This is a genomic window from Bacillus glycinifermentans, assembly GCF_001042475.2.
Lineage (GTDB): Bacteria > Bacillota > Bacilli > Bacillales > Bacillaceae > Bacillus > Bacillus glycinifermentans.
Genome location: NZ_LECW02000005.1, coordinates 58225 through 83717, shown reverse-complemented (window position 1 = coordinate 83717; position 25493 = coordinate 58225). Strand labels below are relative to the sequence as shown.

At 47.8% G+C, this 25493-nt stretch carries 23 protein-coding genes and 1 pseudogene; 6 read left to right on the top strand and 18 right to left on the bottom strand.

Annotated elements, in window-relative coordinates:
* Positions 1 to 370: 370 nt before the first annotated feature.
* Positions 371 to 1999, bottom strand: a complete 1629-nt coding sequence (locus tag AB447_RS06315; RefSeq protein WP_048355233.1) for a putative polysaccharide biosynthesis protein — start codon at positions 1997 to 1999, stop codon at positions 371 to 373.
* 195 nt (positions 2000 to 2194) lie between these two features.
* Between AB447_RS06315 and AB447_RS06310 the strand changes: the two genes are divergently transcribed.
* The gene (locus AB447_RS06310) at positions 2195 to 3469 is read left to right on the top strand and encodes a BaiN/RdsA family NAD(P)/FAD-dependent oxidoreductase (RefSeq protein ID WP_048405848.1); all 1275 of its coding nucleotides are present in this window, start codon (positions 2195 to 2197) and stop codon (positions 3467 to 3469) included.
* Positions 3470 to 3583: 114 nt separating this feature from the next.
* On the opposite strand, the gene AB447_RS06305 is transcribed toward AB447_RS06310, so the two are convergent.
* Positions 3584 to 3982, bottom strand: a complete 399-nt coding sequence (locus AB447_RS06305; protein WP_048355234.1) for a YunG family protein — start codon at positions 3980 to 3982, stop codon at positions 3584 to 3586.
* A gap of 414 nt (positions 3983 to 4396) precedes the next feature.
* On the opposite strand from AB447_RS06305, the gene AB447_RS06300 reads away from it, so the two are divergent.
* From AB447_RS06300 to AB447_RS06285, 4 genes are all read left to right on the top strand, one after another.
* Complete coding sequence (locus AB447_RS06300; protein WP_048355235.1) at positions 4397 to 5167, top strand: DeoR/GlpR family DNA-binding transcription regulator; 771 nt, start codon at positions 4397 to 4399, stop codon at positions 5165 to 5167.
* Positions 5164 to 6450: a four-carbon acid sugar kinase family protein gene (locus AB447_RS06295; RefSeq protein ID WP_048405847.1), complete on the top strand. Its 1287-nt coding sequence runs from the start codon at positions 5164 to 5166 to the stop codon at positions 6448 to 6450. The genes AB447_RS06300 and AB447_RS06295 overlap by 4 nt, the downstream gene beginning before the upstream one ends.
* Positions 6451 to 6463: 13 nt before the next feature.
* Positions 6464 to 7474, top strand: coding sequence for a 4-hydroxythreonine-4-phosphate dehydrogenase PdxA (gene pdxA / locus AB447_RS06290; RefSeq protein ID WP_048355236.1), 1011 nt, complete (start codon positions 6464 to 6466; stop codon positions 7472 to 7474).
* Between the two features lie 98 nt (positions 7475 to 7572).
* Positions 7573 to 8919, top strand: coding sequence for a gluconate:H+ symporter (locus tag AB447_RS06285; protein ID WP_048355237.1), 1347 nt, complete (start codon positions 7573 to 7575; stop codon positions 8917 to 8919).
* Between the two features lie 23 nt (positions 8920 to 8942).
* Here AB447_RS06285 and AB447_RS06280 read toward each other — a convergent pair whose 3' ends face one another.
* From AB447_RS06280 to AB447_RS06235, 11 genes are all read right to left on the bottom strand, one after another.
* On the bottom strand, positions 8943 to 9125 hold the full coding sequence (locus AB447_RS06280; protein ID WP_048355238.1) for a sporulation protein Cse60: 183 nt from the start codon (positions 9123 to 9125) through the stop codon (positions 8943 to 8945).
* Positions 9126 to 9356: 231 nt separating this feature from the next.
* Complete coding sequence (locus AB447_RS06275; RefSeq protein WP_048355239.1) at positions 9357 to 10799, bottom strand: anion permease; 1443 nt, start codon at positions 10797 to 10799, stop codon at positions 9357 to 9359.
* 273 nt (positions 10800 to 11072) lie between these two features.
* On the bottom strand, positions 11073 to 11387 hold the full coding sequence (locus AB447_RS06270; protein ID WP_048355240.1) for a rhodanese-like domain-containing protein: 315 nt from the start codon (positions 11385 to 11387) through the stop codon (positions 11073 to 11075).
* A gap of 63 nt (positions 11388 to 11450) precedes the next feature.
* The gene (locus tag AB447_RS25725) at positions 11451 to 11600 is read right to left on the bottom strand and encodes a hypothetical protein (protein ID WP_156183565.1); all 150 of its coding nucleotides are present in this window, start codon (positions 11598 to 11600) and stop codon (positions 11451 to 11453) included.
* Positions 11597 to 12703, bottom strand: a complete 1107-nt coding sequence (locus AB447_RS06265) for a response regulator aspartate phosphatase (protein ID WP_048355241.1) — start codon at positions 12701 to 12703, stop codon at positions 11597 to 11599. The genes AB447_RS25725 and AB447_RS06265 overlap by 4 nt, the downstream gene beginning before the upstream one ends.
* A 136-nt stretch (positions 12704 to 12839) precedes the next feature.
* Positions 12840 to 13199, bottom strand: a complete 360-nt coding sequence (locus AB447_RS06260; RefSeq protein WP_048355242.1) for a DnaJ family domain-containing protein — start codon at positions 13197 to 13199, stop codon at positions 12840 to 12842.
* Positions 13196 to 13855: a YesL family protein gene (locus AB447_RS06255; RefSeq protein ID WP_048355243.1), complete on the bottom strand. Its 660-nt coding sequence runs from the start codon at positions 13853 to 13855 to the stop codon at positions 13196 to 13198. The genes AB447_RS06260 and AB447_RS06255 overlap by 4 nt, the downstream gene beginning before the upstream one ends.
* Positions 13856 to 13870: 15 nt before the next feature.
* Entirely contained in the window at positions 13871 to 15148 is a 1278-nt protein-coding gene (locus AB447_RS06250) for a Gfo/Idh/MocA family protein (RefSeq protein WP_048355301.1), read from the bottom strand.
* 19 nt (positions 15149 to 15167) lie between these two features.
* A complete protein-coding gene (locus tag AB447_RS06245; RefSeq protein WP_048355244.1) occupies positions 15168 to 15650 on the bottom strand; it encodes a hypothetical protein in 483 nt (160 codons plus the stop codon).
* On the bottom strand, positions 15647 to 16768 hold the full coding sequence (locus tag AB447_RS06240) for a glycoside hydrolase family 88/105 protein (protein WP_048355245.1): 1122 nt from the start codon (positions 16766 to 16768) through the stop codon (positions 15647 to 15649). The genes AB447_RS06245 and AB447_RS06240 overlap by 4 nt, the downstream gene beginning before the upstream one ends.
* Positions 16769 to 16794: 26 nt before the next feature.
* On the bottom strand, positions 16795 to 17760 hold the full coding sequence (locus tag AB447_RS06235) for an ABC transporter permease (RefSeq protein ID WP_048355246.1): 966 nt from the start codon (positions 17758 to 17760) through the stop codon (positions 16795 to 16797).
* Between the two features lie 108 nt (positions 17761 to 17868).
* Here AB447_RS06235 and AB447_RS06230 point away from each other — a divergent pair.
* Positions 17869 to 19827: pseudogene (locus tag AB447_RS06230) on the top strand (helix-turn-helix domain-containing protein); the annotation flags it as partial.
* A 38-nt stretch (positions 19828 to 19865) separates the two neighbouring features.
* Here AB447_RS06230 and AB447_RS06225 read toward each other — a convergent pair.
* The 5 genes from AB447_RS06225 to AB447_RS06205 all read right to left on the bottom strand — a co-directional run bounded on the left by AB447_RS06225 (position 19866) and on the right by AB447_RS06205 (position 25402).
* The gene (locus tag AB447_RS06225; protein ID WP_048355247.1) at positions 19866 to 21371 is read right to left on the bottom strand and encodes an extracellular solute-binding protein; all 1506 of its coding nucleotides are present in this window, start codon (positions 21369 to 21371) and stop codon (positions 19866 to 19868) included.
* 18 nt (positions 21372 to 21389) lie between these two features.
* Positions 21390 to 22268, bottom strand: coding sequence for a carbohydrate ABC transporter permease (locus tag AB447_RS06220; protein WP_048355248.1), 879 nt, complete (start codon positions 22266 to 22268; stop codon positions 21390 to 21392).
* A 146-nt stretch (positions 22269 to 22414) separates the two neighbouring features.
* Positions 22415 to 23179, bottom strand: coding sequence for an NAD-dependent epimerase/dehydratase family protein (locus AB447_RS06215; RefSeq protein ID WP_048355302.1), 765 nt, complete (start codon positions 23177 to 23179; stop codon positions 22415 to 22417).
* A 19-nt stretch (positions 23180 to 23198) separates the two neighbouring features.
* The gene (locus AB447_RS06210; RefSeq protein WP_057957478.1) at positions 23199 to 24086 is read right to left on the bottom strand and encodes a dienelactone hydrolase family protein; all 888 of its coding nucleotides are present in this window, start codon (positions 24084 to 24086) and stop codon (positions 23199 to 23201) included.
* An 80-nt stretch (positions 24087 to 24166) separates the two neighbouring features.
* A complete protein-coding gene (locus tag AB447_RS06205; RefSeq protein ID WP_048355249.1) occupies positions 24167 to 25402 on the bottom strand; it encodes an APC family permease in 1236 nt (411 codons plus the stop codon).
* Positions 25403 to 25493: the final 91 nt, after the last annotated feature.

The following is a 25493-nucleotide window of genomic DNA, read 5'->3' as shown; positions in this document are numbered from 1 at the left end:
AAAAAAACAACCGGACATTTCAATCTGGCTGTTTGATAAATTGCGTCCCTGCTCCGCGGCTGTCCGCTCCGTTCCCGCCAGACTATTCGGAAGTAAGCTTGTCCAACATGTGCTTCTAAAGTCATTTCCTTAGTCTGTTTTTGTTCAACCAACTCCGGTAACTTAATGTTCCAATGTCCTTCATGATGTTTCCTTGCTCCTTTGCCGTTCGTTTTTTGCGAATAATTGCGGACATGTACCTAAACGTGATCGGAATGGTTATTGTGTGCATGCTATATATCCCTTATTGTCCATCACGATTTTGTACCCTCTTTTCAAAACAAAGGAACAACCTTCTCAAAGATTAACGTAAAATAAAAGAAAAGCCTGCTTACGAGGCCTTTCTTTTGAAAAAGCGGCTTAACCGCTGACCGAATATTTTTTCTAACAGTTTTAGACGGTGAGCCAAATACAGATAGACGATACCGCCGATTGCCGATGTAATGGCGATGATAACAGCTGAGCGGATCTGTCCGCCCTCATATGAAATAAATAAACCGAGGACCGCTTTGGCGATCAATACGATGACTCCCATTACAGCGGTCAGGATCGCCATCAGCAAAAACCTTTTAAACAGCTTTTTATAAGAGTAGCCCGCATGTCGTCTGATCATGATGAAACCATACAATAAAGATGCCGTATACCCGAGAGCTGTCGCCAAAATCGATCCTTCTCCCTGAAAGAGCTTGATCAAAGGTACGTTCAGCACGACTTTGATGATGACCCCAATCAGCAGGCTGACAACAGCGAATTTTTGCTTGTTAATCCCCTGCAAAATAGCGGCGTTAACCGTAAATAAAGAAAATAAAAGCGCCACCGGCGAATACCAGAATAAGATGTCTTGTCCTACATCGGGAAGCAGGCTTTCCGATCCGTAGAAAAACGTGTAGAACGGTCCCGCGAGAAGCGACATTCCGACGGAAGCCGGGAGCACGATAAACAAAATAATCTGCATCGCCTGGTCAATCTGCTTGTTTAAAGCCGGAAAATCACGGTTGGTGAAGTTTTCCGTAATAACCGGAATCAATGTCAGTCCGAACGCCGTCGCAAGAGAAACCGGAATCATCACAAGCTTAGGAACGTAAAGCGTGACGATCGCCAGCAGATCCTGGCTGAGGCTTTGATACCCCGCTTCAATCATCGCTTTATTAAACGTATTTGTATCAATGTACTGATAAAGCGGGATCGCCAGCCCGACAAAAACATACGGAGCGGCATAACTGAACAGTTCCTTAAACATCTGCCTGTACGTAATATTTGACGGCGGAACGAGGTTCGGCTTCATCGATATAAGGTGCCCTTTTCTTTTCTGCCAGGAAAAATAAAGGGTGAAAAGCCCCGCAAACGCACCGATCAATGCAGCGAACGTTGCATAGCCGATGGCTACCACAAGTCCGCCGTTTAACACTTTCATGACCAAATACGTCGCAGTGAGGAGAAAAACGATTCTGGCAAGCTGTTCAACAACCTGTGAAACGGCTGTCGGCCCCATCATCTGGTGGCCTTGGAAAAATCCCCTCACAAGAGCCAATACCGGCACGACCAATAAAGCCAGGCTGACCATGCGAATGACATAAACGACGTGTTCGATCGTCAGACCGTTATTTTCCGTCCCGCCGAGCGCCGTTTCCGCAAAAAACGGAGCGGTTACATAAAGAAGGGAAAAAGCGATGATTCCCGTGACGAGCATCATCGACATTCCGGCGCGCAGCATCCTTCTCGTTGTATCATAATCACCGATCGAATTATATTTTGAAACAAACTTGGACACGGCCGCCGGAAAGCCCATCGTGGCAATGCTTAAAAAAATCGTATATTGATTATAACCGTACTGGAACAGGGCACCTCCGGTGGCACCGACCATGGCTCCAAACGGAATTAAATAAATCATTCCGAGGATCCTTGAAATATAGGTACCAAGCGTTAATATAAACGTGCCTCTTAACAGTTTGCTTGACATGTTCCCAATCACCATTTTTCTAAAATAGATTCAACTTTTCTATTTTAACACACAGGTGCTTCACCTAGGTAATAATAACTGGGCTAAATTTTAACAGATCTTTTTTTAAAGGGGCGATTGTTTCGTTATAATAATAGGATGGAGCGCGGATTCACTTCGCGCAGCCTTACACTGCAGGAAAGTTGAGGAAATGTTATGAAGCATTATGATGTAATCGTCATCGGCGGAGGGCCTTCCGGGCTGATGGCCGCCATCGCGGCCGGTGAGCGGGGCCTGAACGTGCTGCTCATTGATAAAGGCAACAAGCTCGGCCGCAAGCTCGCCATCTCGGGAGGAGGCCGCTGCAATGTCACAAACCGCCTTCCGATTGATGAAATCATCAAGCATATCCCCGGAAACGGGCGCTTTTTATACAGCGCTTTTTCCGAGTTTAACAATGAAGACATCATCGCGTTTTTTGAACGTCTCGGCGTGAAGCTGAAAGAAGAAGACCACGGGCGGATGTTTCCCGTTTCCGATAAAGCGCAAAGCGTTGTGGACGCCCTGTTGAAAAGACTTGAACAGCTGCATGTCAACATTCGTACGAACGAAAAGGTGGCATCTGTGTTATACGACGATCAGAAGGCATGCGGCATTGTAACGAATAACGGTGAAAAGATTCTGACCGGGGCGGTCGTCGTGGCGGTCGGCGGCAAAAGCGTCCCGCATACCGGTTCAACGGGAGACGGCTATGAATGGGCCGAGAATGCCGGGCATACGATTACCGAGCTTTTCCCGACTGAGGTTCCCGTCACTTCAGACGAGCCGTTCATTAAACAAAAAACATTGCAGGGCCTGTCATTGAGAAATGTCGCGCTAAGCGTGTTAAACAAAAAAGGCAAACCCGTCATCACCCATCAGATGGATATGATTTTCACGCATTTCGGCCTTTCCGGCCCGGCCGTCCTCAGGTGCAGCCAATTTGTCGTAAAAGAGCTGAAAAAACAGGAGCATGTAAGGATGAAAATCGATTTGTTCCCAGACATCCACGAAGAACAGCTGTTTCAGCGAATGCAGAAAGAGCTGAAAGAGTCGCCGAAAAAATCGGTTAAAAATGTGCTCAAATCCTGGATGCAGGAACGGTATCTTCTGTTTCTGTTCGAACGAAGCGGGATCGATCCTTCCGAAACCTTTTTCACCCTTTCCAAAGACCGTTTCAGGGCGTTCGTAAAAGACTGCAAGGAGTTTTCCGTCAAGGTGAACGGCACGCTTTCGCTTGAAAAAGCCTTTGTGACCGGAGGCGGTGTTTCGATAAAAGAAATCGATCCGAAAAAAATGGCGTCCAAAAAAAAGGACGGATTATATTTTTGCGGGGAAATCCTTGATATCCACGGGTACACCGGCGGGTACAACATTACATCAGCCCTCGTCACCGGACGGCTTGCCGGCTTAAACGCAGCGGAGTTTTCTGCGTCGCTCCCCAAAAAATAAAAACAAGGCATGTTCAATGATATCAACCTTAATCATAGCTTTGGACAAGTTTAACGAAAAGCTGTGTTCATTTTAATGTTGATATTTGTATAAAATGAAGGGAACCCTCAATATTTAAGGGGTTCCCTTTTCTTTATTATAACGTAACTCAATATTTGAAACAGACAAACGATTCATAACGCATTGTTTTAAATGGTTATATTGTTTTTCATCGGTATCTGAATATGCTTCGCTTCTATTAGAGGAAATGTCCATATACAGAATGTCTTCTTTAAATTGAGAAACCGTAAAATCATATCTTTTACCATTGATAAAATTATAAAAATGCCATCCATCAGGCAGTTTTGTTTTCCTTATTTCTCCACCTAATATATCATTTACTACTAGAGCGGTTACGCCGCATTGTCCATTTGCAGGGTTATCCTTGCTCCATTTTGAGCTTGAGTCTAAAGACCAGGATTTAGACAATGCTTTCATTATTTGTTCGATTTGTAAGAGGTAATGATCATCCATAAAAAATCCTCCTTTTCACAGATTAACTTATTTCAATTTTAATTAAGTATACCTGCATTGTTGGTTGAACAAGGACTACATATTGAATTTTGACAAACGTAAACTTATTATAAGCATCGGTCATTTCAAATACAAAAGAAGATTCCTTTATATTGTGTTTTTGTCACTACGACTATCTACAAATAAGGACCAAGCAAGGTAATTAAGGCATAATGAGACGTACGAACAACGGCAGCCGGCACCTCGCCGGCTGTTTTTTTGTTTTTCCGCCCGAAGCAGATGTGTCTCGATTGTTCATGATTAACATTCTGCCTCCTTACGATGATCATTTCTCACAAAAAAACGTTGACTCTCCACGCAAATATGTTTATTATAAACATATAAGTTGTTCATATCTAACAAAAGGTGAGGAAAATGCAACCGAATGAACGCAGAAATGTAATTCTGGAACAATTGAATAAGCACCAAAAAATCGATATTGAAGCATTGGCGGCGGAGCTGGATGTTTCCGCCATGACAATCCGGCGCGATTTGGCGTATCTGGAGGAGAAGGAACAGATCATCCGCACGCATGGCGGCGCTGTTCTCAATAAGCCGCTTGTCATGGAATCTTCCTTTCTGACAAAGGAAGGAAAACGTGCAGCAGAGAAGAAGCGCATCGCCCAAAAAGCGGCAGAGCTCGTGAAAGAAAATTACACCATCCTGCTTGACTCTGGAACGACTACACTCGAGATCGCCAAGCTGCTGAAGCACAAAAGCAAATTGACGGTCGTGACAAATGACATCAAGATTGCAGCAGAGCTGATGGACAGCGAAGTCAAGCTGATTCTCACAGGCGGGGAGGTGCAGAATAATATTGGCGCACTTTTCGGTCCGCTGACGGAACAGACGTTACGCAATGTGCACGTTGACTTGTGCTTCCTCGGAGCGCACGCCGTCGACCTGCATGCCGGGGTCACAGTACCGACATTCGAAAAGGCATCAATTAAGAAGCTCATGATCGAATCCGCCCGGGCAACCTGGCTCGTCGCTGATGCCAGCAAGCTTGATCAAAAAGCACTTGTTAAGGTGTGCGGCTTAAAGGATTTATCCGGCATCATTTCAGATTCCGGCATCGTCGATTACCATCCTCATGAGTTGCGGGAGCTTTTAGATGTCATAGCAGCGGAGGAGGAACCCGAATGAAAATAGGCGTTATCGCAGATGATCTCACCGGAGGCAATGGCACCGGCGTCAAGCTGACAAAGCTTGGCTACACCGTGGCGACGATGGTCTTTTACGAAAATTTGCCGTCATCTGAAGAGATCAATGGTGTGATCATCGATACCGACAGCCGGTATGCCAAAGAGGAAGTCGCACATCGCCGGGTGAAGACGGCGGCAGCGAACCTGAAAAAGTGGAAAACGGATATCGTCTGCAAACGCATCGACAGCACGGTGCGCGGCAACATCGTAGTAGAGCTGGGTACCCTTCTTCATGAATTGGGCGAAGAGTCCATCGCGGTCGTCGTTCCGGCATATCCAGACTCAGGCCGTATCGTGTCAGGCGGCTATCTGCTGATCCACGGCGTACCCGTCCAGCTGTCTGATGTCGGAAAGGATCCGGTCAAGCCTGTTACAGAATCGCATATCCCGAAGCTTGTACAAAAGCAAAGCGATTATCAGGTTGCAGGCATCGGTTTGGAGACCATCCTCGCCGGCAAAGAAGCGATCGAAGCGGACATGCTGAAGAAAATCCAAAAAGGCGCCCGAATCCTCGTTCCTGATGCCATCACGAATGAGAACATTGAATCAATCGCATGTGCTATGGCGGAGCTGGATATGTATCAGATGGTCCCCGCCGATCCCGGGCCGCTGACTTCCGCGTACGCCCGAGCGTTCAGCAGAAAGCAGATGAAGGACAAAAAAATTATCATCACCGTCGGCAGCGTCACATCCAACAGCTCCAAACAGCTGCAATATTTGATCGATAGGACGAATCTCCGCCCTGTCTATGTGGATGCCAAAAAGCTTGCGACAATGGGCGGAACGTGGGATCAAGAAATAGACCGTGTCATCAAAAGAGCGGCAGAAGAGATGGAAAAGCAGGACATTCTTCTGATCACGACCGATTCGCGAAGATCAGAAATCCTGGATTTGAAAACGCTCGCTGAGAAGGAGCATGTAAGCCAGGATGCATTGGCAAAGCGCATCGCCGACGGCCTGGGCAAGATGACAAGGCTCGTGATCCAAAACAGCCGGTTTGACATTGGCGGCTGTTTTACAAGCGGCGGAGATGTAACCGCTTCCCTCTGCTCGATCTCAAGAGCGGAAGGCATCCAATTGATCGACGAAATCCTGCCGCTAGTCGCCTACGGAAAATTCATCGGAGGCTACCTGGATGGTATTCCGATTGTTACAAAAGGCGGTACGGCAGGCGATACGAAAGCAATTTACACAAGCGTGAAATATCTTGAAGCAACATTTTAAGGAGGAATCTATCATGGCAGAACGAGCAATTATTGCAATTCCGATGGGAGATCCGGCAGGAATCGGCCCGGAAATCACGATGAAATCTTTAACGAAGAAGGAAATCTACGATGTATGCAAACCGCTTGTGATCGGTGATACAGCAGTCATCAAAAAAGCGATCGGGATCGTGGAAGCGGATCTGCAAGTGAACGAAGTTGCAGCACCTGCAGAAGGAAAATATGAATTCGGTACAGTCGATGTGATCAATCTGGCGAATATCGACATCGATAAGCTTGAATACGGACAGGTTTCCGCCCAAGGCGGCCGGGGCGCATTCGAATACATTAAAAAATCCGTGGAGCTTGCCATGGCCGGAGAAGTTAAAGCACTGGCGACGACACCAATTAACAAGGAATCGTTGAAAGCGGCTAAAGTGCCGTATATCGGGCATACCGAAATGCTGGAGGATCTGGCCGGTTCAGAAGATCCGCTTACGATGTTCGAGGTGAACGGCATGCGCATCTTCTTCCTCACCCGCCACCTGTCATTAAAAGATGCCATTGATCAAATGACAAAAGAAAGAGTACATGATTACTTGATTCGTTGTAATCGAGCATTGCAGCGACTTGGAGTTAAAAAAGGCAAATTCGCGGTGGCAGGCTTGAATCCGCATAGCGGGGAAGGCGGCTTGTTCGGCCGGGAGGAAATCGAGCAAATCAAGCCGGGCATTGAGCTCGCGGTGAAAGATGGTATAGACGCGGTCGGTCCGGTGCCGGCGGACTCGGTCTTCTACCAGGCACTGAACGGCAAATACGATGCGGTTCTATCGTTATACCATGACCAGGGACATATCGCTGCAAAAATGACAGACTTTCACCGGACGATTTCCATCACGAACGGTCTGCCGTTCTTGCGTACCTCCGTCGACCACGGTACTGCATTCGATATTGCAGGCAAAAACATCGCAGAAAGCACCAGCATGGAAGAATGCATCAAGGTTGCAGCACAGTACGCACCGAACTTCTCGCCAAACAGCCTGTAAACATTGCATACCGCCGGAAAGGAAGGATCCCGCATCCTTCCTTTCTAAAACCCTTATTTGTAACCGCTTACAAAAATAGACTTTAGGGGGATAAACAAATGCCATTACTCATCATCGCTTTAGGTGTACTCTTGTTGCTCATCTTGATCATGAGGTTCAAGCTCAATACATTCGTTTCCTTGATCATCGTCTCCTTTATCGTGGCGCTGCTTTTGGGCATACCGATGTCAGACGTTGTGGGCTCCATTGAAAGCGGTTTAGGCGGAACGCTGGGCCATATCGGGCTTATCTTCGGAATGGGCGCCATGCTGGGCCGTCTCATTGCCGACGCCGGCGGGGCAAACCGCATCGCTACCACGCTGATTGACCGCTTCGGCGAAAAGCGCATCCAATGGGCCGTTTTATTCGCCTCTTTCATCGTCGGGATTGCGCTGTTTCTCGAAGTAACCATCGTCCTGCTGATTCCGATCATCTTCTCGATTGCAAAGGAGCTCAGGGTCTCCATCGTACACCTTGGGCTGCCGATGGTCTCTGCCGCACTCGCAACGCATGCCTTCCTTCCGCCCCACCCGGGTCCGACAGCAGTTGCTGCCGAGTACGGAGCGAATATAGGGCTTGTCCTTATTTATGGTATCATTGTTGCGATTCCGACAGTGATCCTGTCGGGAATCTTGTATCCCAAGCTTGCGAAACGCATCGTCCCTTCTGCCTGGACGCGGGAAGGCAGTGAATCCTTCGGGATTGCGAAAACATTCAAGGAAGAAGAAATGCCCGGATTCGCGGTCAGCGTCTTCACTGCCCTATTCCCTGTTATTCTGATGGCACTCGGTGCTGCTGTCGACATCCTGCAGGCAGAACTGAAATTCTCAGACAGTCTGTTTATTGACATGATCCGCTTTGTAGGCAATTCATCGACCGCGATGGTCATCTCGCTGCTAGTAGCGGTTTACACAATGGGAATCAGAAGAAAGGTGCCGATTCAAAAGCTGATGGATTCCTGCGGTTCTGCCATCAATGCCCTCGGGATGCTGCTTTTGATCATCGGCGGCGGCGGTGCCTTAAAGCAGGTTCTCATCGACGGCGGTGTAGGAGATTATGTAGCATCCATTTTTTCCGGCACATCGATGTCACCGGTATTCTTCGCCTGGATGGTGGCGGCCATCCTGCGCATCTGCCTTGGCTCCGGAACGGTTGCAACTCTGACGACAGCCGGCCTCGTCATCCCGTCGCTTGCCTCTATGCCTGATGTGAATCTCGAGCTTGTCGCACTGGCGACAGGAGCAGGAAGCGCTATCGCTTCCCATGTCAATGACGCAGGCTTCTGGATGGTAAAGGAATCACTCGGTATGACGTTGAAGGAAGCCTTCGGAACGTATACGGTGCTTTCCACCATCACTGCGGTATCAGGTCTTGCGTTTACGATGATTTTGGATGTTTTTGTCTGAACGAAGTCTTGCTCTTCTCCGGCTTATTTTCTATACAAAATCAACGCTGAAAAACAGTAAAGCTGTTCGCCCTGGGGATCGCATGCAGCGGATACGTTATATTTTATATCGATCAGCTGGTCTTCTGACAGTTTTTTTAAAAACTCGTTGATTTCGTGCTGCAAATCTTTTTCGTGTTCTTCATCAAATACGGCAACCTTCAGCATACGCTCTCTCCTTTCTATTTGAAAGGTATTCGCGAAGTACAGAAGTTATGAATGAAAAAGAATCTCCCCGGACCGATGCCGGGGAGATTTGATCGTTTTATCGGCTGCTTTCGCGCTCAGTGTGATGTTTGATCGCGTTGATATGCCAGTATGGCGCATTCGCTCATGTTCTCTGCATGGGCCGTTAACCATCTGTTTCATACTGCCTGACCTCATCCGAATTTGCTTCTCTTAATAGAATCCGAGCAGCTTCCACCAGATCATGCCTGTCCCAAACCAGATGATCATATGCAAAATAGAAACGAAAAAGCCGATGGACCACCATTTGCCCTGTGTGACATAGCCGGAACCGAACAATACCGGCGCAGGACCTGCTCCATAATGCGTCGTTGAGCCGAATAAATTGCCGAAAAAGCCAAGAAGAAGTGCGGCTAACATGGCCGGTGCCCCTGCATGGATCGCTACGGCCAAAAATGCCGGATACATGGCGCTGACATGCGCTGTTGAACTGGCAAAGAAATAGTGGACATAGTAATAACCGACGCCCAACACGATCAATGCCGTGATCCAGGACATCCCGCCGACAGACTGGCTGATCTTATTTGAAACCCAAGGAATCAGCCCCAATTCATTGAGCTGCGTCGCCATCATCACGAGCGCGGCAAACCAAATCAGCGTGTCCCATGCCGCCTTTTCATTTTTAATATCATCCCAGCTTAAAACGCTTGTGACGAGCAATAAAGATAGGCCGATCAGCGCGGTTGCGGTGGCATCGATTCCGACCTTCTCGCCGAAAATCCACAATAGTAAAATCACGATAAATACGAAAATCATGTATTTTTCTGAGCGTTTGACAGGACCGAGTTCCTTTAATTTATCAATGGCCACCTGTCTGGCTCCGGGCGTTTCTTTGATTTCAGGACCATAAACCTTGTAGATAAACAGCGGAATGACGATCAGGCTGATCAAACCCGGGACTAAAGCAGCCAACAGCCAGCCTCCCCATGTGATATCGACTTCAGCCGCTTTTGCGAAGGATACGGCAAGAGGGTTTGCAGCCATTGCCGTCATAAACATCGCTGACGTGATCATGTTTCCCTGAAAGGATGTCAGCGTTAAAAATGCCCCTGCCTTTCGTTCCGTCCCGTCGCCCGGACGCGAACCGTAAGCTTCGGCCAAAGAACGGACGATCGGAAACACGATTCCGCCGGCCCGGGCCGTGTTGCTCGGCGTTGCAGGGGCCAAAATCAAATCGCATAAAATCAGCGAATACGAAAGGCCGAGCGTTTTCTTTCCGAACAGTCTAACAAATAAATAGGCAATCCGCGTTCCCAGACCTGTTTTAATAAATCCGCGGGAGATAAAGAATGCAGCGACGATCAGCCAAATCGTCGTATTGCTGAACCCGGCGAGCGCCTCCTGTGTCTTTAATGTCCCGGTGACGATCAAAAGCATCATGCTGATGATCGACAGCGATCCCATCGGGAGCGGTTTGCTGATAAAGCCTACGATTGTCGCGACGAATATCGCTAATAAATGCCATGCCCTCGGCTCGATCCCCGCCGGAGGTCCGATCAGCCAAATGCCGACACCGATCATCACCGTCAATAGCAATGGGGGCCATCTGATCTCTGATGGTGCTTGTGAAGTATGTGCTTGCTCAATCATTGCCATTTTTTTTATCACTCCGTATTACGATGTTTGCTTGATATTTTACTTAATCCGTCAGAAATACCCCGATTAATTCTCGAAACACCCCTCCCTATCAAAATCACCGATCATTTTTACAATCCTTTCAAAAGCTACTTTACAATAAATTTTTTTATAAAAACATATCAAAATATGTAAAATCAGACCCATTTTCACCTTGTTTTTTGACTAATTTCTATCAATTGTTTGAATAAAAAAAGAAAAACTCCTTATCTTTGCGATAAGAAGTTTTTCCCTTTATGTTGTTTTCGGCTTCGTGTCACCCGTCCATTCGAGCATGCCGCCGACCATATTTGTAACGTCAAATCCTTTATCCATGAGATAAAGACAAACGTTTTCGCTGCGCTTTCCGGACCGGCAGACAAAGATATACGGCACGTCTTTTTGAAAGAAATCGATCTTATCGGGAATGTCGCCCATCTTCATATGGACGGCTTCCGGTATCATGCCTTCCGCTACCTCTTCATCCTCTCTGACGTCGACGATGTATAGCGTTTCGCCTTCTGAAAGCTTTTCTTTTAATTCGTCCGGTGTGATCTCTTTTACTGTCATACTTCCAGCTCCCTTGATTGTAGAGTGTGATTATTATAGCAAAAGGCAGTGAGCGAATGCTATTTAAGACGTCGCCTGCTGTGTCCCTTTATCAGGAAACACCGACTTTCCCGATATGTAAAACGTCTCGTTTTGCGGGGAAGCCCACGCCAAGGATCCGCACGCAATCAGGCAGGCAAGCATGACAGCTGAAGAACAAACGGCTTTTTTCATATGAGTTCCTCCTTCATCTTGCATATTTGATGTTTGGCATTGCTCGATTGTTCGAGATAATAAGCGCTTTTTTCTTTATCGCCAAGCCTCATGTAGTAATCGGCAATGTCATTCGTCAATTCGGCGACATGCGTCCAAAGCTTTTTATTTGTCAAATATTCAAGCGCAAAATCGATGTCAAGCGGGTGTCCTCCGTCGTATAAAGCAAAGATGAGCCTGAACTTCGCCGTGTACTCTTCCTCTCCGTATTCCGCCGCCCTTGAAAAACCCTCCTTGCAAAGCTGCCTCGCTTCTTCTCCATAGCCTTGCTTATACAGGTTGCGGGCCAGTTCGAAAAAGGTGTTGATCCCAAAAATCGATTGCTCATGAACCTTGATGGCGAGCGCCTTTCTGAAATGTTGCTCTGCTAAAAGCGGCATGTTTCGATTGGCGTAATTCACCCCCATGTTATGAAAAATGAGCCCGACCACCCTGTGATGATGGCAAGAAGCGGCCTTTTCCAACGCCCGTCTGTAATGTTCTTCCGCTTCCTTGATACGGAACAGGTCAAACTGGATGGAGCCGAGAATCATGTAACACCCGATGGCTTTGTCTATGTATTCATCCCCTCTGCCGAAAACGGAAAGGGCTTTCTCGGCATGATTCATGGAACGGAAATGATCGTCTCCCTGATAGTATGCGATCGCGATTTTGTAATGGAATTCTCCTTTTTCTATTTCATCGGTCACCTTAGATAATTTGCTTTCCGCTTTTTTATAAAAGCTGATCGCCTCAAGATAATTTTTTTCATAGAATTCGTACATGCCGGAAAAAAAGAAAAAGTAATATTGAATGAGGTCATCCGCGTACTTGACTGCTTCCTTTTGCTTTTGAATCTCCCTGAACGCCTTAGCGGATTCTGCGAATTGCTCTGTCATCAGCTTGTGGCGGTAATCCAAGAGGTGAAAATAAAGCAACAAGTCTCCGCGTGTTTCCATGTTTGCAAGCAGATTCTCAATCTCGTATTTTAACGAAATCGCTTGCAGTGCTTCGTGGCGTTTAATCATGGTATACCATTGGTTCATGAGCCCGGCCGCCTTTTCGTATGCCGTTTTCGTTTCCACTCACTTTTCATCCTTTCTTATGCTCAAAAACATTATATGGATTTATTTCCTTTTTCTTCATGATTCTATTTTACAAAAAACGATTGTTATAGGCAATTATTTTATCATTATCAAATTTGCGGTATTCAACAAGCGGTCAGCTCCAGGCTTCAAGCTGATTCTCGAGGCTTTCTGCTGTTACAAGGCTTTTCTGGAATTGACTTGGGCAGGAGAGGTTGTATCGTTTGATTTTTCGGTTGATCGAGCCGATCTTTTCTTCCCGGTTCCCGGATTTAATCGCGTTTTCGATTTCTTGTTTGATTTCTTTTTGAAGCCTGAGCCACTCTGGAAGGTAGCGGGCGTTTTTCAGAGTGCTGGAAAGGGCGTCCCCTTGGAGAGCCTCTTTTTTCAACGGCTTTCCGAATCCCGGAAGCGACTGTATCCCATCTTTTCCAAGGCTGTCTTTCACGACATGATCGATCCAATGCAGATACCTTTCATCGTTTTCTTTGTTCAAAGACGATCGGCTCCTTTCATTACCAGGGATTCCGCAGAGTCCGGCTCTGCTGCTCCCGCTTTCCTCAATACTTGATAGGCAAGCCACATGACTGTATAGCTTAACAGACTGACGCTGAAAAAAGGAACGATTCCCGGCAGATAGCTAAACGCGACGTAAAGCGCGGCGCATATGGCCATCATCGTTAATGTATACTGCAAATACGAAACCCCGAGGATGAGCGAAAATTTGAGATACATCCGCTTTTTCCAGTCGAAATGGGCAAGGAGCGGAAACAGATAAAACAGCATAATGAAAAACAAAAAGCCGAACGTCATGATGACAAAACGAAGGATGTGCAGGAAGGCATTTTCCGGATAAATGAAGGCCAGATCAACATAAATAATCGTTCCCGCCGCCGCCAAAATGAGGCCGATCGCGTTGGAGCGGAAAAATTCCCCGCGGTACGCCCGCCAAAACGTTTTGAAAACCGGAATGTCCGTATGGCCCATAATCCACTTTCTCATTACGGAAAATAAAGCGGTGGTCGCCGGCATAAATCCAAATAGGCCAAAGCCGAGAAGCGTAAACATAAACCACAGCACATTCGTATAGGCAAATCTCACCACCCATTCGCAAAAGTTCATTACTCTCCCCATGGAGTTATTTTGTTCCACTCACACGGCCCCCTTTCAGGTGTGTTGCCGGGAATGAAGAAGCTCTTCGATCCCTATCGGCCTGTTCTCCTTGACCGAACGCCACATTCCTTCCCCGGCTGCGATCGAATAGGCCCCTGCTTCACTTCCGGCCAGAATGTCATACTCCCTGAAAGGATCTTTGCCCGTAAAGAGCTCCCTGAGCAGCAGGGGGTCCCCTCCGCCGTGTCCGCCCGGCTGACGGACGACACGGATCGTTTCCTTTGACTCAAACAGCGGAAAATACTCGATCGTCTGCTCGGGTACCTCAAAAGGAATTCTTCCGGGTGCATGATATTCCGTCGTTTCCAGCCTTCCTTTCGTACCGTTTATCGCGAGGCGGTAGCCTTCATACGGAGCGGAAAAATGGACGGAGTAGTTTAATAGAGCGCCGCCGTCATATTTCAAAACGGCCGCATAGGTGTCTTCAATATCGATTACCTCGTCGAAAATGCAGGCGTCAGGCCTGTAATTGGTGTACAGCAGATGCTGATGTTCGTCTGACCGGATATGGTCGTCTTCCGCATCGCCCGCTTCCCACCTCATAAAATAGCGGCATGCCTGTTTGACATGGCACGTACCGCAATAGCGGTTTTCGCCTTTTTCAGGGTTCATTTCACCGTCGGGCCCGTAATAATACAATCCGCCGTAGGCAAAGACTTCCTCGGGCTTTTGATCAAGCCACCAATTGACAAGGTCAAAATGGTGAGTCGACTTATGGACACTGAGCCCGCCGGAATACTTTCTCATCCTGTTCCAGCGCTTAAAATAGCTTGCTCCGTGATACGTATCGATGTACCAGTTCAAATCGACGGACGTGATTCTGCCGAGCTTTCCTTCGAGGATCATCTCTTTAATTTTGCGGTGGTACGGATTGTATCGGTAATTAAAAGTGACCGTCACCGTTCCTTCGCTTTCAGCTTCGGCGGCTATTACGGCTGCAGCGTCTTTTACCGTTGTCACCATCGGCTTTTCCGTTACGACGTCTTTGTTAGATTGCAAAGCGCCCAAAATGTAGCGGACATGCGTGTCATCGCGGCTCGCCACGATCACGGTGTCGGGATCAATCTTTTCGATCATGTCGCTGAATGCTTCCGCCCTGAAAAACGGAACCGAACGGAGCTCGGGAAAGCGCTCTTTGCAGACGGCTTCCCTGAGCGGATCGTCGTCCAGAAGTGCCGCGATCCGGTGCCCGCGGCTGTATTCCTTTACAAGCGGCTCGATAAACATGTTGATTGCGCGGCCGCTCAGACCGCATATCACATACTTTTTCATCGGCAATTGACACCTCTGTTCATTGACCTAGAAGCCCCTCGATCAGTTCAAGCGCTTCATCGGTTTTCTTCGCATAAATCGGGATAAAGGCAGCCATATCCGTATTCAGCTGAAACGAATAGCCGTTCAGCTGCTTTTCTCCTTTTTTGATGACGGCTGCATAGACCTTTTGTCCGCCTGCTGTATACGGCCCCTCTCCCTCAGGATCAGAGCCGAGCGGACGGAGCCCTTCCGGATCAAAAAACGGTTTAAACATGTCTTCGGGAACGACAAACAGATCTCCTTCCTTTGCCGCAATTTCGGCGAGCAGTTTTTCGGGAGAAGCCGGGAAAAACGTGACATTCATCCCCTTTTTCCCGGCTGCCTTTTTGATCTTCTCTTTGATGCCGGAAGACGCATCCGAAAACATAAACACGTCTGCCCTTTCAGAATCCGCTTTGCCGCACGCTGACAAAAAAAGCATCACCGCGGTGAGAATCATCGGCAAAGCCGCCTTTTTCACCTGTCTCCCTCTTCCTGAAAGCGCCCGCTTTTTTCAAGCTCCGCCAGCGCCATAATGAGAGCGCCCACTCCGTGCAGATCGTTGACGCTTTTCTCGCGGCTGACGTAATACTCGTATGTTCCCGCGGATGTCCCGACGCAAATGTCTTTCAAAACCAAACCTTCTTTTGGCCTGATTTCGATTTTTTTCTCCAAGAGCCCTTTATACGCCTTCACGGCCCGTTCCATATACGATTGATCGATATAGCCCATGCGGACCCCTTTTGCCATCGCATATGCATAGAGACACGAACAGGAGCTTTCCAGCCAGTTGTCCGCCAGCTCTCCTTTGTCAACGACCTGGTACCATAACCCCGTTGCTTCATCCTGAAAATCGGCGAGGCTTTTGACCATCTCCTGAAGCGTTTTGATCCATTCGGACTTCATCCCGCTCTCTTCCGGAAGCAGTTCGATCATGTCGCTGAGCGCCAGCGCATACCAGCCGATCGATCTTCCCCAAAACTCGGGCGAACATCCCGATTCAGGATCGGCCCAAGGCGTGCTGCGCCGTTCGTCCCAGGCGTGATAATACAATCCCGTATGACGGTCTTTCGTATGCTTTCTCATCAAAGTTTCTTCGAGGATGACCAAGTCGTACAGCTCGGGAGCGCCGAAAGCCCTTGCATACTTGAGTGCAAAAGGTCCGCCCATATACAGACCGTCAAGCCACATTTGATAAGGGTATTTATCTTTATGCCAAAAGCCTCCTTCTGATGTCCGGTTCAGCGTCCCGAACAGGCCCCTCAGCTTTTCCGCCGCTTTCCTGTATCGTTCATCACCTGTCTCCTCATACAAAGGAAACAATAGAAGGCCGGCTTGAACGGCATCAAGCTCATCTCTGCTGAAATAAAAATTACCGTGTTCATCAACGAGATAGTCGACGTAATCCTTTACATAATCAAAATACGTTTCTTTCCCTGTCATTTCCCAAAGGCGAAGCAGCCCGCATAAGAACACGCCTTGATGATAATGCCAGCGGCCCGCGGGAGGCAGCTTATCCTTTGTATACGCTTTCATTATCGTGTTGGCCGCTTCCTCGGCAACGTGAAGAGGCGATTTTGTGATGAGAGATCGATTCATGGCATTCAAATCCTTTCATCAAAATGTTAATATATACCTTCTTCTCCAAATTTCTTTGCCATCCTGTTTGCAAATATGACTAAAATGAGTCCGACAGCGGCTTTGAACAAGCCGACGGCTGTGCTGTAGCTGAACTGCCCCTGCTTTAAGCCCGCCGTATACACATACGTATCGAAAATTTCAGCCACTTCACGGTTTGTCGCGTTTAAAAGCAGGTACACATGCTCAAATCCAAGCTCCAGCGTATCGCCGATTTTCAGAATCAAGAGAACGACGATCACGCTTCTGATCGCGGGAAGGGTCACATGCCACATTCTCCGCAGACGGTTCGCCCCGTCCATTTTCGCCGCTTCGTAAAGCTGCGGGTCGACCGCCGTAATCGCCGCTAAATAAATGATCGTCGACCAGCCGGCTTCCCTCCAGATCACCTGGAGAATGTAGAGCGGCCTGAACCAGTTTTCGTCAAGCAAAAAATTGATTTTTTCTCCGCCGAAATAGGCGATGATTTCATTAATCAGTCCCCCGTCTACCGTTAAAAGGACAAATGAAAGCGACACGACGATGACCCATGACATAAAATGCGGAATATAAATCAGCGTCTGAACGAACTTTTTAAACAGCACGATTCTGACTTCGTTCAATAAAATGGCCAATATAATCGGGATTGGAAAAAATACGACGAGGTTCAGAAGAAACAAGATCAGCGTGTTTTTCAAGAGCATAAAGAAAGTCGGCTCCGTAAACAGCCTTTCAAAATGCTTAAAGCCGACCCATTCGCTCCCCGTTATGCCGAGAAACGGCTGGTAGTCCTGAAACGCAATAACGATCCCCCACATCGGCACATACTTAAAAAGGAGAAAATAGATCAGCCCCGGCAGAATCATCAAATACAAATACTTTTGCTGAAACGCCTTTGCAAAAAAACGCACCTTTCGTTCTTTTCCGGCAACAAGGGCCGGTTCTTGTCCAGCCTGAGCTTCTGCAGTTTTCATAAACAGCCTCCCTCCACGATGTTTGCTTTCACTTTATCCCAGCATCGAAAAATTCGTCTACAATCATCTCATCACATGGCCCGCACGTTACCCGGCGGTGTATATGACCTGATCAGCCAGGAAAAAAAGTGGTATATCAACAATTCCGGACTGTACAAATTGGATCAGGGGAAACAGGCTTTGATGGTCTCGCTCTACAACTCGCTGAAAAGCCGGTCAAGCTGGCTGCTTGAAAAAAACAACGCCCTTGTCGCCACAAAGGAAGGCGGTTCGGAAGACTGCCCGTACATCGTCAGTCTCGTCAAATAGCTTCCCTTAAACAGCATGCGGCATAAAGGGCTTGCCATCGCGAGCATTCCGTCGTGTTCACTCGTCAAACGAATGCCCCTGAAGTCGAAAACAAACAGCATGATGGCGCTTGATGACAACGGCCGCATCATCCTTCATCAAAAACGGTCGCAAATCGGGCAATCGATCCGGCATGAAGATTACTTTCAAAAAATCAGGCAGCTTTCTTCGAAAAACGGACAGTTTGACGCATCAATCGGCGATACGGACTATAAGATTACATACCAGAAATCAGACTATAACAACTGGATATACGTTTCAATGACGACGATGCCTGAACTTTACATGCAGACCGCCTCAATCGGCTGGTTCACGTTTTCGATATGCGGTATTTTGTTAGCGCTTTCATTGTTGTTCTCCTGGTTTGGTTCACGCCATTTCTACAAGCCGATCAAGGTTTTATATGAGTCCGTTTCCGGCTTCGCCTCCGGAACAGACAAAGAGCGTAACGAAAGCGAATTCGAGCTGATCGAGCGGAATATTAAAGAAATGAAAAACAAAAATCACGACCTCGCAAAGCGGGTCGAGCAACAGGTCACACAGCTGAAGCAATATTTTTTAACAAGGCTTCTGCTCGGCAAATTGATTGAGGAAGAAACGAAAGAACGCTTTTCAGGCCTCGGCTTTTCGGACGATTGGAGCCACCTTTCCGTCCTTGCCCTGCAAATTGACACCTTGAAGGACACGCCGTACGAAAAAAAAGACCTGGACGTCCTCCTGTTTGCGATCAACAGCCTTGTCGAACAGTCGATCCCAAAGGAAAACCGTCTCCCTTCAGTCGTGATCGATAAGACGCAAACGACCGTAATGCTGAACCGCGGCAAATCGCTTGACACATTTCATCAGCAGCTGAAAAGTACGGCCGAATCGATACAGCATAAAATCCATGAGGAGTTCGGGGTATTTGTCAGCATCGGGATCAGCCAGCCTTTTACAAATCTCTCCATGTCCAAGCACGCTTATTTGGAAGGGCTTGAAGCGCTGACATACAGGCTGAAATCGGGGAAACGCGCGATCATTTTCTTTGAGCACCTTGACAGGAACAAAGCGTTTTTGACCCAGTTTCCGAAGCAGCTCCAAAACGAACTGTTTGAAGCGATTAAAGCGTGCGAACGGGAAAAAGCCGCTGAACGGCTTCATCAATTAATCGAAACGGTTTGTTCCGAGAATACGAACCCTCATCATTGCCAAATTGCGATTGTCAGGCTGCTCAACAATTTAATTGAATTCATGCACCTTCTCGGAATCGAGCTGTTTGAACCGGACGGCAATAATATGCTGTATGACGACGTTTTTGAGCTGACGACAATAGAAGAGATCGAAAGCTGGCTGAACACCCGAATCGTCAGCAACATGATCGAAACGTTGAGCGTCAGAGAGGAATCGCAGTATAAAAACATCTCGGAGAAAATCGTCCACATCATCCAGCAGGAATTCGACACCGATCTGACCTTGGAATCGATCGCGGGAAGACTGCACTACAATCCTAACTATTTAAGCAGCATTTTCAGAAAAGAGATGAAGATATCATTCAGCGAATATTTATCATCGTACCGCCATCATATCGCCAAAAGCTGGCTGACGGAAACGAGCTTATCCGTTAAAGAAATTTCTGAAAAACTGAAATATAAAAATCCGCAAAACTTTATTCGTTCGTTCAAGAAGCTCGAAGGGATCACCCCGGGAAAGTATCGCGAACTGAAAAACCATTCGGCATAAAACAAGGCGGTCCCGGAAAGACCCGGGATCGCCTGTATTTATTTCTCCGATTTTTTATATGCTTGTTCATATTCTTCAATCACTTGGTCTCCGCCGTTTTTCCGCCATTTTTCGACCGCATTGTCAAACTGGCTTTCGTCCATTTTGCCGAGGATAAATTGGTATGTCGCATCATCGATGATCTTTTGCAATTCATCTCCCCTTTCAGAAGCAGCCGGAGAGTACAGGCTTTCGGCCGGATTGGAGACGATGATGTTTTCGTTGTCCTCTGTCAGCTCTTCATATTTGGTACGCAGAGGATCTCCCGTGTTTTTCAAGTACGCTTTATCAATGCCGACAAGGGAGACGAGCGGCTGAATTTCCGCCTGCCAACTTTTAAGCTTATCATCGATCCGTTTGAAATGATCCTTGTCTTCTTTTTTGTAATGGACGCCTTCGATTCCGTAGGTCATCAGACTGTAGACATCCTCTTCGGCGATCCTGTCAAAAAAGGCTAGAATCCGTTTCAGCTCTTTTTCGCTTTTCACGCTCGTTTTCGGAAACGCAAAAATACCGTTGTGCCCGCCTGATGCCCAGACGCGCTCTTTTCCGTCAGGGCCTTTGATGCGGTTGATGATATCGAGCTCCATCTTGTCGTCAACAGACTGATCTCTTAGATTGACGGCATCGACCATATTCCCGACGTAAATCCCGGCTTTCCCCTGCGAAAACATCTCCTGCTGCTGCGTTTTGCTTGTCACTGGAAAGTCTTTATTGATGAGTCCTTCATCATACAGCTTTTTCATGTATTTCACCGTTTCCTTATATTCCGGCGTCATGAAATCGGGTGTGAATGTGCCGTTTTCTTCTTTCCAGTCCGTCGGCATTCCCATGTAGGATCCCAATGTTTTAAACGCTCCGTAGATCAAATCGTTTCTGTCGGCAAAACCGATCGTATCCTTTTTGCCGTTTTGGTCGGGATCTTTTTCAGTAAACGCCTTTGCCGTCTCGTACAACTCATCGAGCGTCTGCGGCGTTTTTAGGCCAAGATTGTCAAGCCAGTCTTTGCGGATGACGATTCCTTGCCTTGATAACGGGCGCTCCCTGTAAATGCCGTACAGTTTACCGTCAATGGAGGCATTTTTATTGATCAGCTTATTCATCTTGCTCAAATTCGGATAATCCTTCAAATAAGGTCCGACTTCCCAGAACATGCCTGACCTGAAGGCGTTCATAACCGATGAATTTTTGATATCCTGGATGGTGACGACTTTAGGAAGATTGCCGGCGGCAAGCGCGGAATTCAGGCGGTCTTCCTTCACCCCGTCAGGCACCCACATCAAATCGAGCTTTGTGTTTGTGAGCTTTTCGATCTTTTTAATCGCCGTGTCCTTCGGCGGCTGCTGATGATAGAGAATCACCATCCAGCTCAGATCCAAAGGAGAGTTGCGATCGACCTTTTCTTCCTTCGAAGAGGCCTGCTCCGCTCCTTTGTTCGAACAGCCAAACAATCCTCCCGCTAAAAGCGCGAACGCGAACATCGGGATCAGCCATTTTTTCCCCATACATTGTCCCCCTCGTGTTTAACCTTTAATAGATCCTAATAACGCACCTTTTGCAAAATGTTTTTGAATGAACGGATAGACGAGCAGCACCGGAATTGTCGCGACGACAATCACCGCCATTTTAATCGTTTGCTCAGGCGGCGCCGCGGCTGCTCCCATTTCCGTCATATCCCCCTGCATGCCGCTTGAAACGATGACGATCTGCCTGAGCAGAACCTGTATCGGCCATTTCGTCGCATCGCTCAAATACAGAATCGCCTGCATGTACGTATTCCAATAGGTGACGGCATAAAACAGCGAAATCGTGGCAATCGCCGGCAAAGATAAGGGCAGAATGATACGGAAAAAGATCCCCAGATCATTGCACCCGTCGATTTTCGCAGATTCTTCCAAGCTGGACGGAATGTTTTGAAAAAAGTTTTTTAAAATAATCAGGTTAAAAGCATTGATGGCGCTCGGAAGTATCAGAGACCAATAGGAATCAAGCAATCCGAGCGATTTCACGACGAGAAACGTCGGGATCATCCCGCCGCTGAAGAGCATCGTAAAGACGACCAAAAACATCAGCACGCGTCTGCCCATCAGTTCCTTTCTCGACAAACCGTATGCCATCAGCGAGGAAAGGAACATGCTGACAGCCGTTCCCACGACTGTTACGAGAATAGAAATGATCAAGCTTCTGTACACGATGTCAGTCGAAAAAATGTACCTGTACGCATCCAATGAAAACGTGGTCGGAAACAATATGAACTTTTTCGAAATGACCTCTTCCACCGTTGCAAAAGAGGCGGCTATCACATGGATAAACGGCAGCACGCAAACGAGGCCGAATCCGGTTAAAAAAGCGTAATTCAGCACATCAAACACGCGGCTTCCCGCGGAATGCCTGATCGCCATTTCACCCCTCCTATTTGTAAGCGCTGTCAAAAAATTACGATATCGTGTCTAAAATGTAGCAAACCGAGGAGAGAAGCGTCTATAATCATTTTGTAAGCAGGGACGCGAAAACAAAGAAAAAGATCATCGCCTTAGAAGATGATACGTCAGTCTTTTTTCATAAGGTCGGCCGAATTGACTTTCGGCTCATACCCTAATTCGCGGATGGCGGATGTGATCGACCACGGCCGGTCCGGATTGTCGCTGACGGCATAATATGTACCATACGTTTTGTCGGCTTCAATCGCAGATTTAAATATGCCGACGAGGTCCTTCTTGGACAGCAGCGTTTTTTTCGTCCTCGGCTTTGTCAGCAGCGCTTCTTTTTCATTTTCGACCGCCGTGCCGATCCGCAAATTGATGACGGAAACCGGGACGCCTGAATGATGCGAAAACAGGTATCCCAGGTTTTCTGAGGCCAATTTCAGCAAGCCGTACAGGCTTTTTGACAGCGGATAATCTTCCGTCTGAATCGGTCTTTTAAGCAAAGACACGCCGTTTTGCTCATAAACGTCTGTGACATGGTTGCTGCTTGCAAAAATGACTTTCGGCACGCCGCGTTGCACCGCGGCCATCAGCATCGTATACGTCGCTTTAAAAAAGATGTCTGTCATGTTTTCAAATTCATGCTTGTCAAGGAGATTGCCGGTCGGTTTGACGGCGAGAAGGTTGATCAGCACATCGGTGTCTTCAGGGATGGCCTTCACCGTTTCTTCATCGTTTCGTGCATCAGCCTGGATAAACCTTGCAGGCAGCTCTTCTTCAGGCTTTTTTACATCCATTACCGTCAGATCGTAGCCTTCATCAGACAGCCCGCGGATCAATATGCGCCCGACCGTTCCGCTTCCCCCGACAATCGTGACCTTCTTCACCAATGATCAGTCCTCCTGTTCACAGCCATGTTTTCAAAAAATCGATCGCTTTCTGCCTCATTGCGGCCGTTTCCAAATGCCCCGAATGGGAGCGAAACACTTCATAGCGTTCACCCGCGTTTTTTTCTTTATACACGGAAGTCAATGATTTCTCGATGATATCAATCCCCATGACGGGAGTGAGCTTATCCGCCGTTCCGACGAGGCTCAAGTGGGGCCTCGGAGCAATCAGGCTCTGAATCTGTGCGGTTGAAACATGCTTTACGAGCCCTGGAACATATGAATACAAATTGTGTCTGTCCAAATTCTGCGTCTTGATTAGCGTTTCGCTGTCAACCTGGCTGCATATATCGACGCATGCGCTGATGCGTGCGTCCAGTGCCGCCGTCCACCAGGCCATCAAACCTCCCATTGACATCCCGAGCACAGCCATTCGCGCAGTGTCCGTGTCATCCCGCGTCTCAAGATAATCAAGGGCCCGGATGCTGTCATACACCATCATCCCCCACATCACCCGCCCGGTCCAGAGCATCTCTTTAAAGATCTCGCTCTCCGTTTTCCCCCGCCTGTCTCCGAAAGCCCAATGATCGATGGCGAGCGCCGCAAACCCGAGAGATGTCAGCTCATCGGCGTATGGTGGCCTTTCCAAATACTCCGCTCCTTCGATCAGCTCCTTCCTTCCCCTTTCGTATCGCCCGCCGTGGGAATGGCAATAGAGCACGACCGGCAGTTTGCCTTGCGCCTGTTTCGGCTTCACAAAATAGGCCGGAACCGGTTCGATGCCGTTTAACCCGAGCAACAGCGTTTCAAGAATGAACGAATCCTTTTCTTCTTTTTTAAGAGTTTTCGCCTGAATCTCCGTTTGATCCGGCAAATCGCCGAGCAGCCTGAGCAATTGTCCGCGCATCACATGTCTCCTTTCTTCATCTCTTCATGGTTACATAAATACGATTTGAAAGGAGCTTTCACCTGTTTTTCAGGTAATATTTAAAGCTGTTCATACCGTGTGTCTTTTAAAGGACTGCTGCGAAGGGCAAAAATAGCGGTCACGAACATGACAAAACATAAGATCGGAAGCGATGAAAACAATAGAAGAAGCGAAAAACAGCCGATCAAAAAAACGCAAATCGCTTTATAAACAAAACCGCCCAACAGCCGGTATGCGGCAAGAAGGCCGCAGAGCGAATGGCAGATAAAAAAGGCGTTTGCGATAGCGACGAGCGTGTCGACATTGACGGCATGAAAAAACAAACAAACGAAAACACTTGCGTGTACGGCGAAAATCAAGCCAAGCGCTGCGATCGGCCTATCGTCCTTCGTTCTGTATGCAAGGACGCCTGCTGTCTGCGAGGATATTAATCTGGCGGCTCCCCCGACGACAAGCAAATACGTGCTCATGCACAATACAGACGTTACCGCGGCGATGACGGCTAATGCGTACGGGCCGAACAGCGGCGTTAAAATGAGCGTCAGCTTCAGCTGGCCGCTTTGAAAACGGCCCGGATCGATCCACTGGGCGGCTCCGGCTATTGCAAGATACACGAGTGTAACCGTCAGGCCGCTGATCACGACAGCACGCGGAATCACCTTCCTTCTGTCTTTTACCTCCATGCTATAGTTGCCGATCATTTCCCAGCCGACTAAAGCCCAAAACAGCAGCAGCAAACCATGGCCAAAATCGGCAAGCCGAAAAGCCCCTTCGATCAGCGGCCCTTCCCTGAAAAAAGGAATCGATGTGAAGCTCCCTCCAAGCAAGAGAACCGCCGCAGCACTTGAAAAGACGAACGAAACCTTTCCCACAAACGAAATGCGAAAACACAGCACAACGAGGCAAATGATGAACAGCAAAAGGCTGTAAACTTCTGTTGAAACCGCAGAACCAGCCGCGATCGAGTGAATATATTGGCCGGCCGTCATGAGTACGGCTGCGGGGCCAAAGCTTGCCGCAGTGATAAAATAGAGGACTGCCAGTTTTTTCGCCCGAATGCCGAACGCTTTTTCAGCAGCATAGGCTATACCCGCATCGTTTGGATATTGAATACTCAATATCGCAAAAATCCACGCGAACAAAAATCCGGCCCCCATCATAAACAGCCAGGCAAATATCGCATAGTCCCCCGCTATCTCATGAACCATCGGCGGCAGCAGGATAACACCTGAGCCTAAAATCGGCCCTGTCATCAAACCGCTTAGCAATAAAGACCCCAGTTTTTTCTCTTTCACCTGAACACAATCCCTTCTAAACGATGTAAAATGATTGTAATCTCATTTATTAAATCAGTAAAATAGATAGTAATGATCCGCAACTTCGGAT

Coding starts and splice junctions, on each gene's coding strand:
- AB447_RS06250 (WP_048355301.1), bottom strand. CDS start 15,148: ATGAAAAAGTATGTGATATGCGGTCTGAGCGGCCGCGCAATCAACATG.
- AB447_RS06275 (WP_048355239.1), bottom strand. CDS start 10,799: ATGGCAATGATTGAGCAAGCACATACTTCACAAGCACCATCAGAGATC.
- AB447_RS06220 (WP_048355248.1), bottom strand. CDS start 22,268: ATGGCGATCAGGCATTCCGCGGGAAGCCGCGTGTTTGATGTGCTGAAT.
- AB447_RS06310 (WP_048405848.1), top strand. CDS start 2,195: ATGAAGCATTATGATGTAATCGTCATCGGCGGAGGGCCTTCCGGGCTG.
- AB447_RS06295 (WP_048405847.1), top strand. CDS start 5,164: ATGAAAATAGGCGTTATCGCAGATGATCTCACCGGAGGCAATGGCACC.
- AB447_RS06235 (WP_048355246.1), bottom strand. CDS start 17,760: ATGAAAACTGCAGAAGCTCAGGCTGGACAAGAACCGGCCCTTGTTGCC.
- AB447_RS06285 (WP_048355237.1), top strand. CDS start 7,573: ATGCCATTACTCATCATCGCTTTAGGTGTACTCTTGTTGCTCATCTTG.
- AB447_RS06280 (WP_048355238.1), bottom strand. CDS start 9,125: ATGCTGAAGGTTGCCGTATTTGATGAAGAACACGAAAAAGATTTGCAG.
- AB447_RS06315 (WP_048355233.1), bottom strand. CDS start 1,999: ATGTCAAGCAAACTGTTAAGAGGCACGTTTATATTAACGCTTGGTACC.
- AB447_RS06240 (WP_048355245.1), bottom strand. CDS start 16,768: ATGAATCGATCTCTCATCACAAAATCGCCTCTTCACGTTGCCGAGGAA.
- AB447_RS06300 (WP_048355235.1), top strand. CDS start 4,397: ATGCAACCGAATGAACGCAGAAATGTAATTCTGGAACAATTGAATAAG.
- AB447_RS06270 (WP_048355240.1), bottom strand. CDS start 11,387: ATGACAGTAAAAGAGATCACACCGGACGAATTAAAAGAAAAGCTTTCA.
- AB447_RS25725 (WP_156183565.1), bottom strand. CDS start 11,600: ATGAAAAAAGCCGTTTGTTCTTCAGCTGTCATGCTTGCCTGCCTGATT.
- AB447_RS06225 (WP_048355247.1), bottom strand. CDS start 21,371: ATGGGGAAAAAATGGCTGATCCCGATGTTCGCGTTCGCGCTTTTAGCG.
- AB447_RS06305 (WP_048355234.1), bottom strand. CDS start 3,982: ATGGATGATCATTACCTCTTACAAATCGAACAAATAATGAAAGCATTG.
- AB447_RS06210 (WP_057957478.1), bottom strand. CDS start 24,086: ATGCGCGGACAATTGCTCAGGCTGCTCGGCGATTTGCCGGATCAAACG.
- pdxA (WP_048355236.1), top strand. CDS start 6,464: ATGGCAGAACGAGCAATTATTGCAATTCCGATGGGAGATCCGGCAGGA.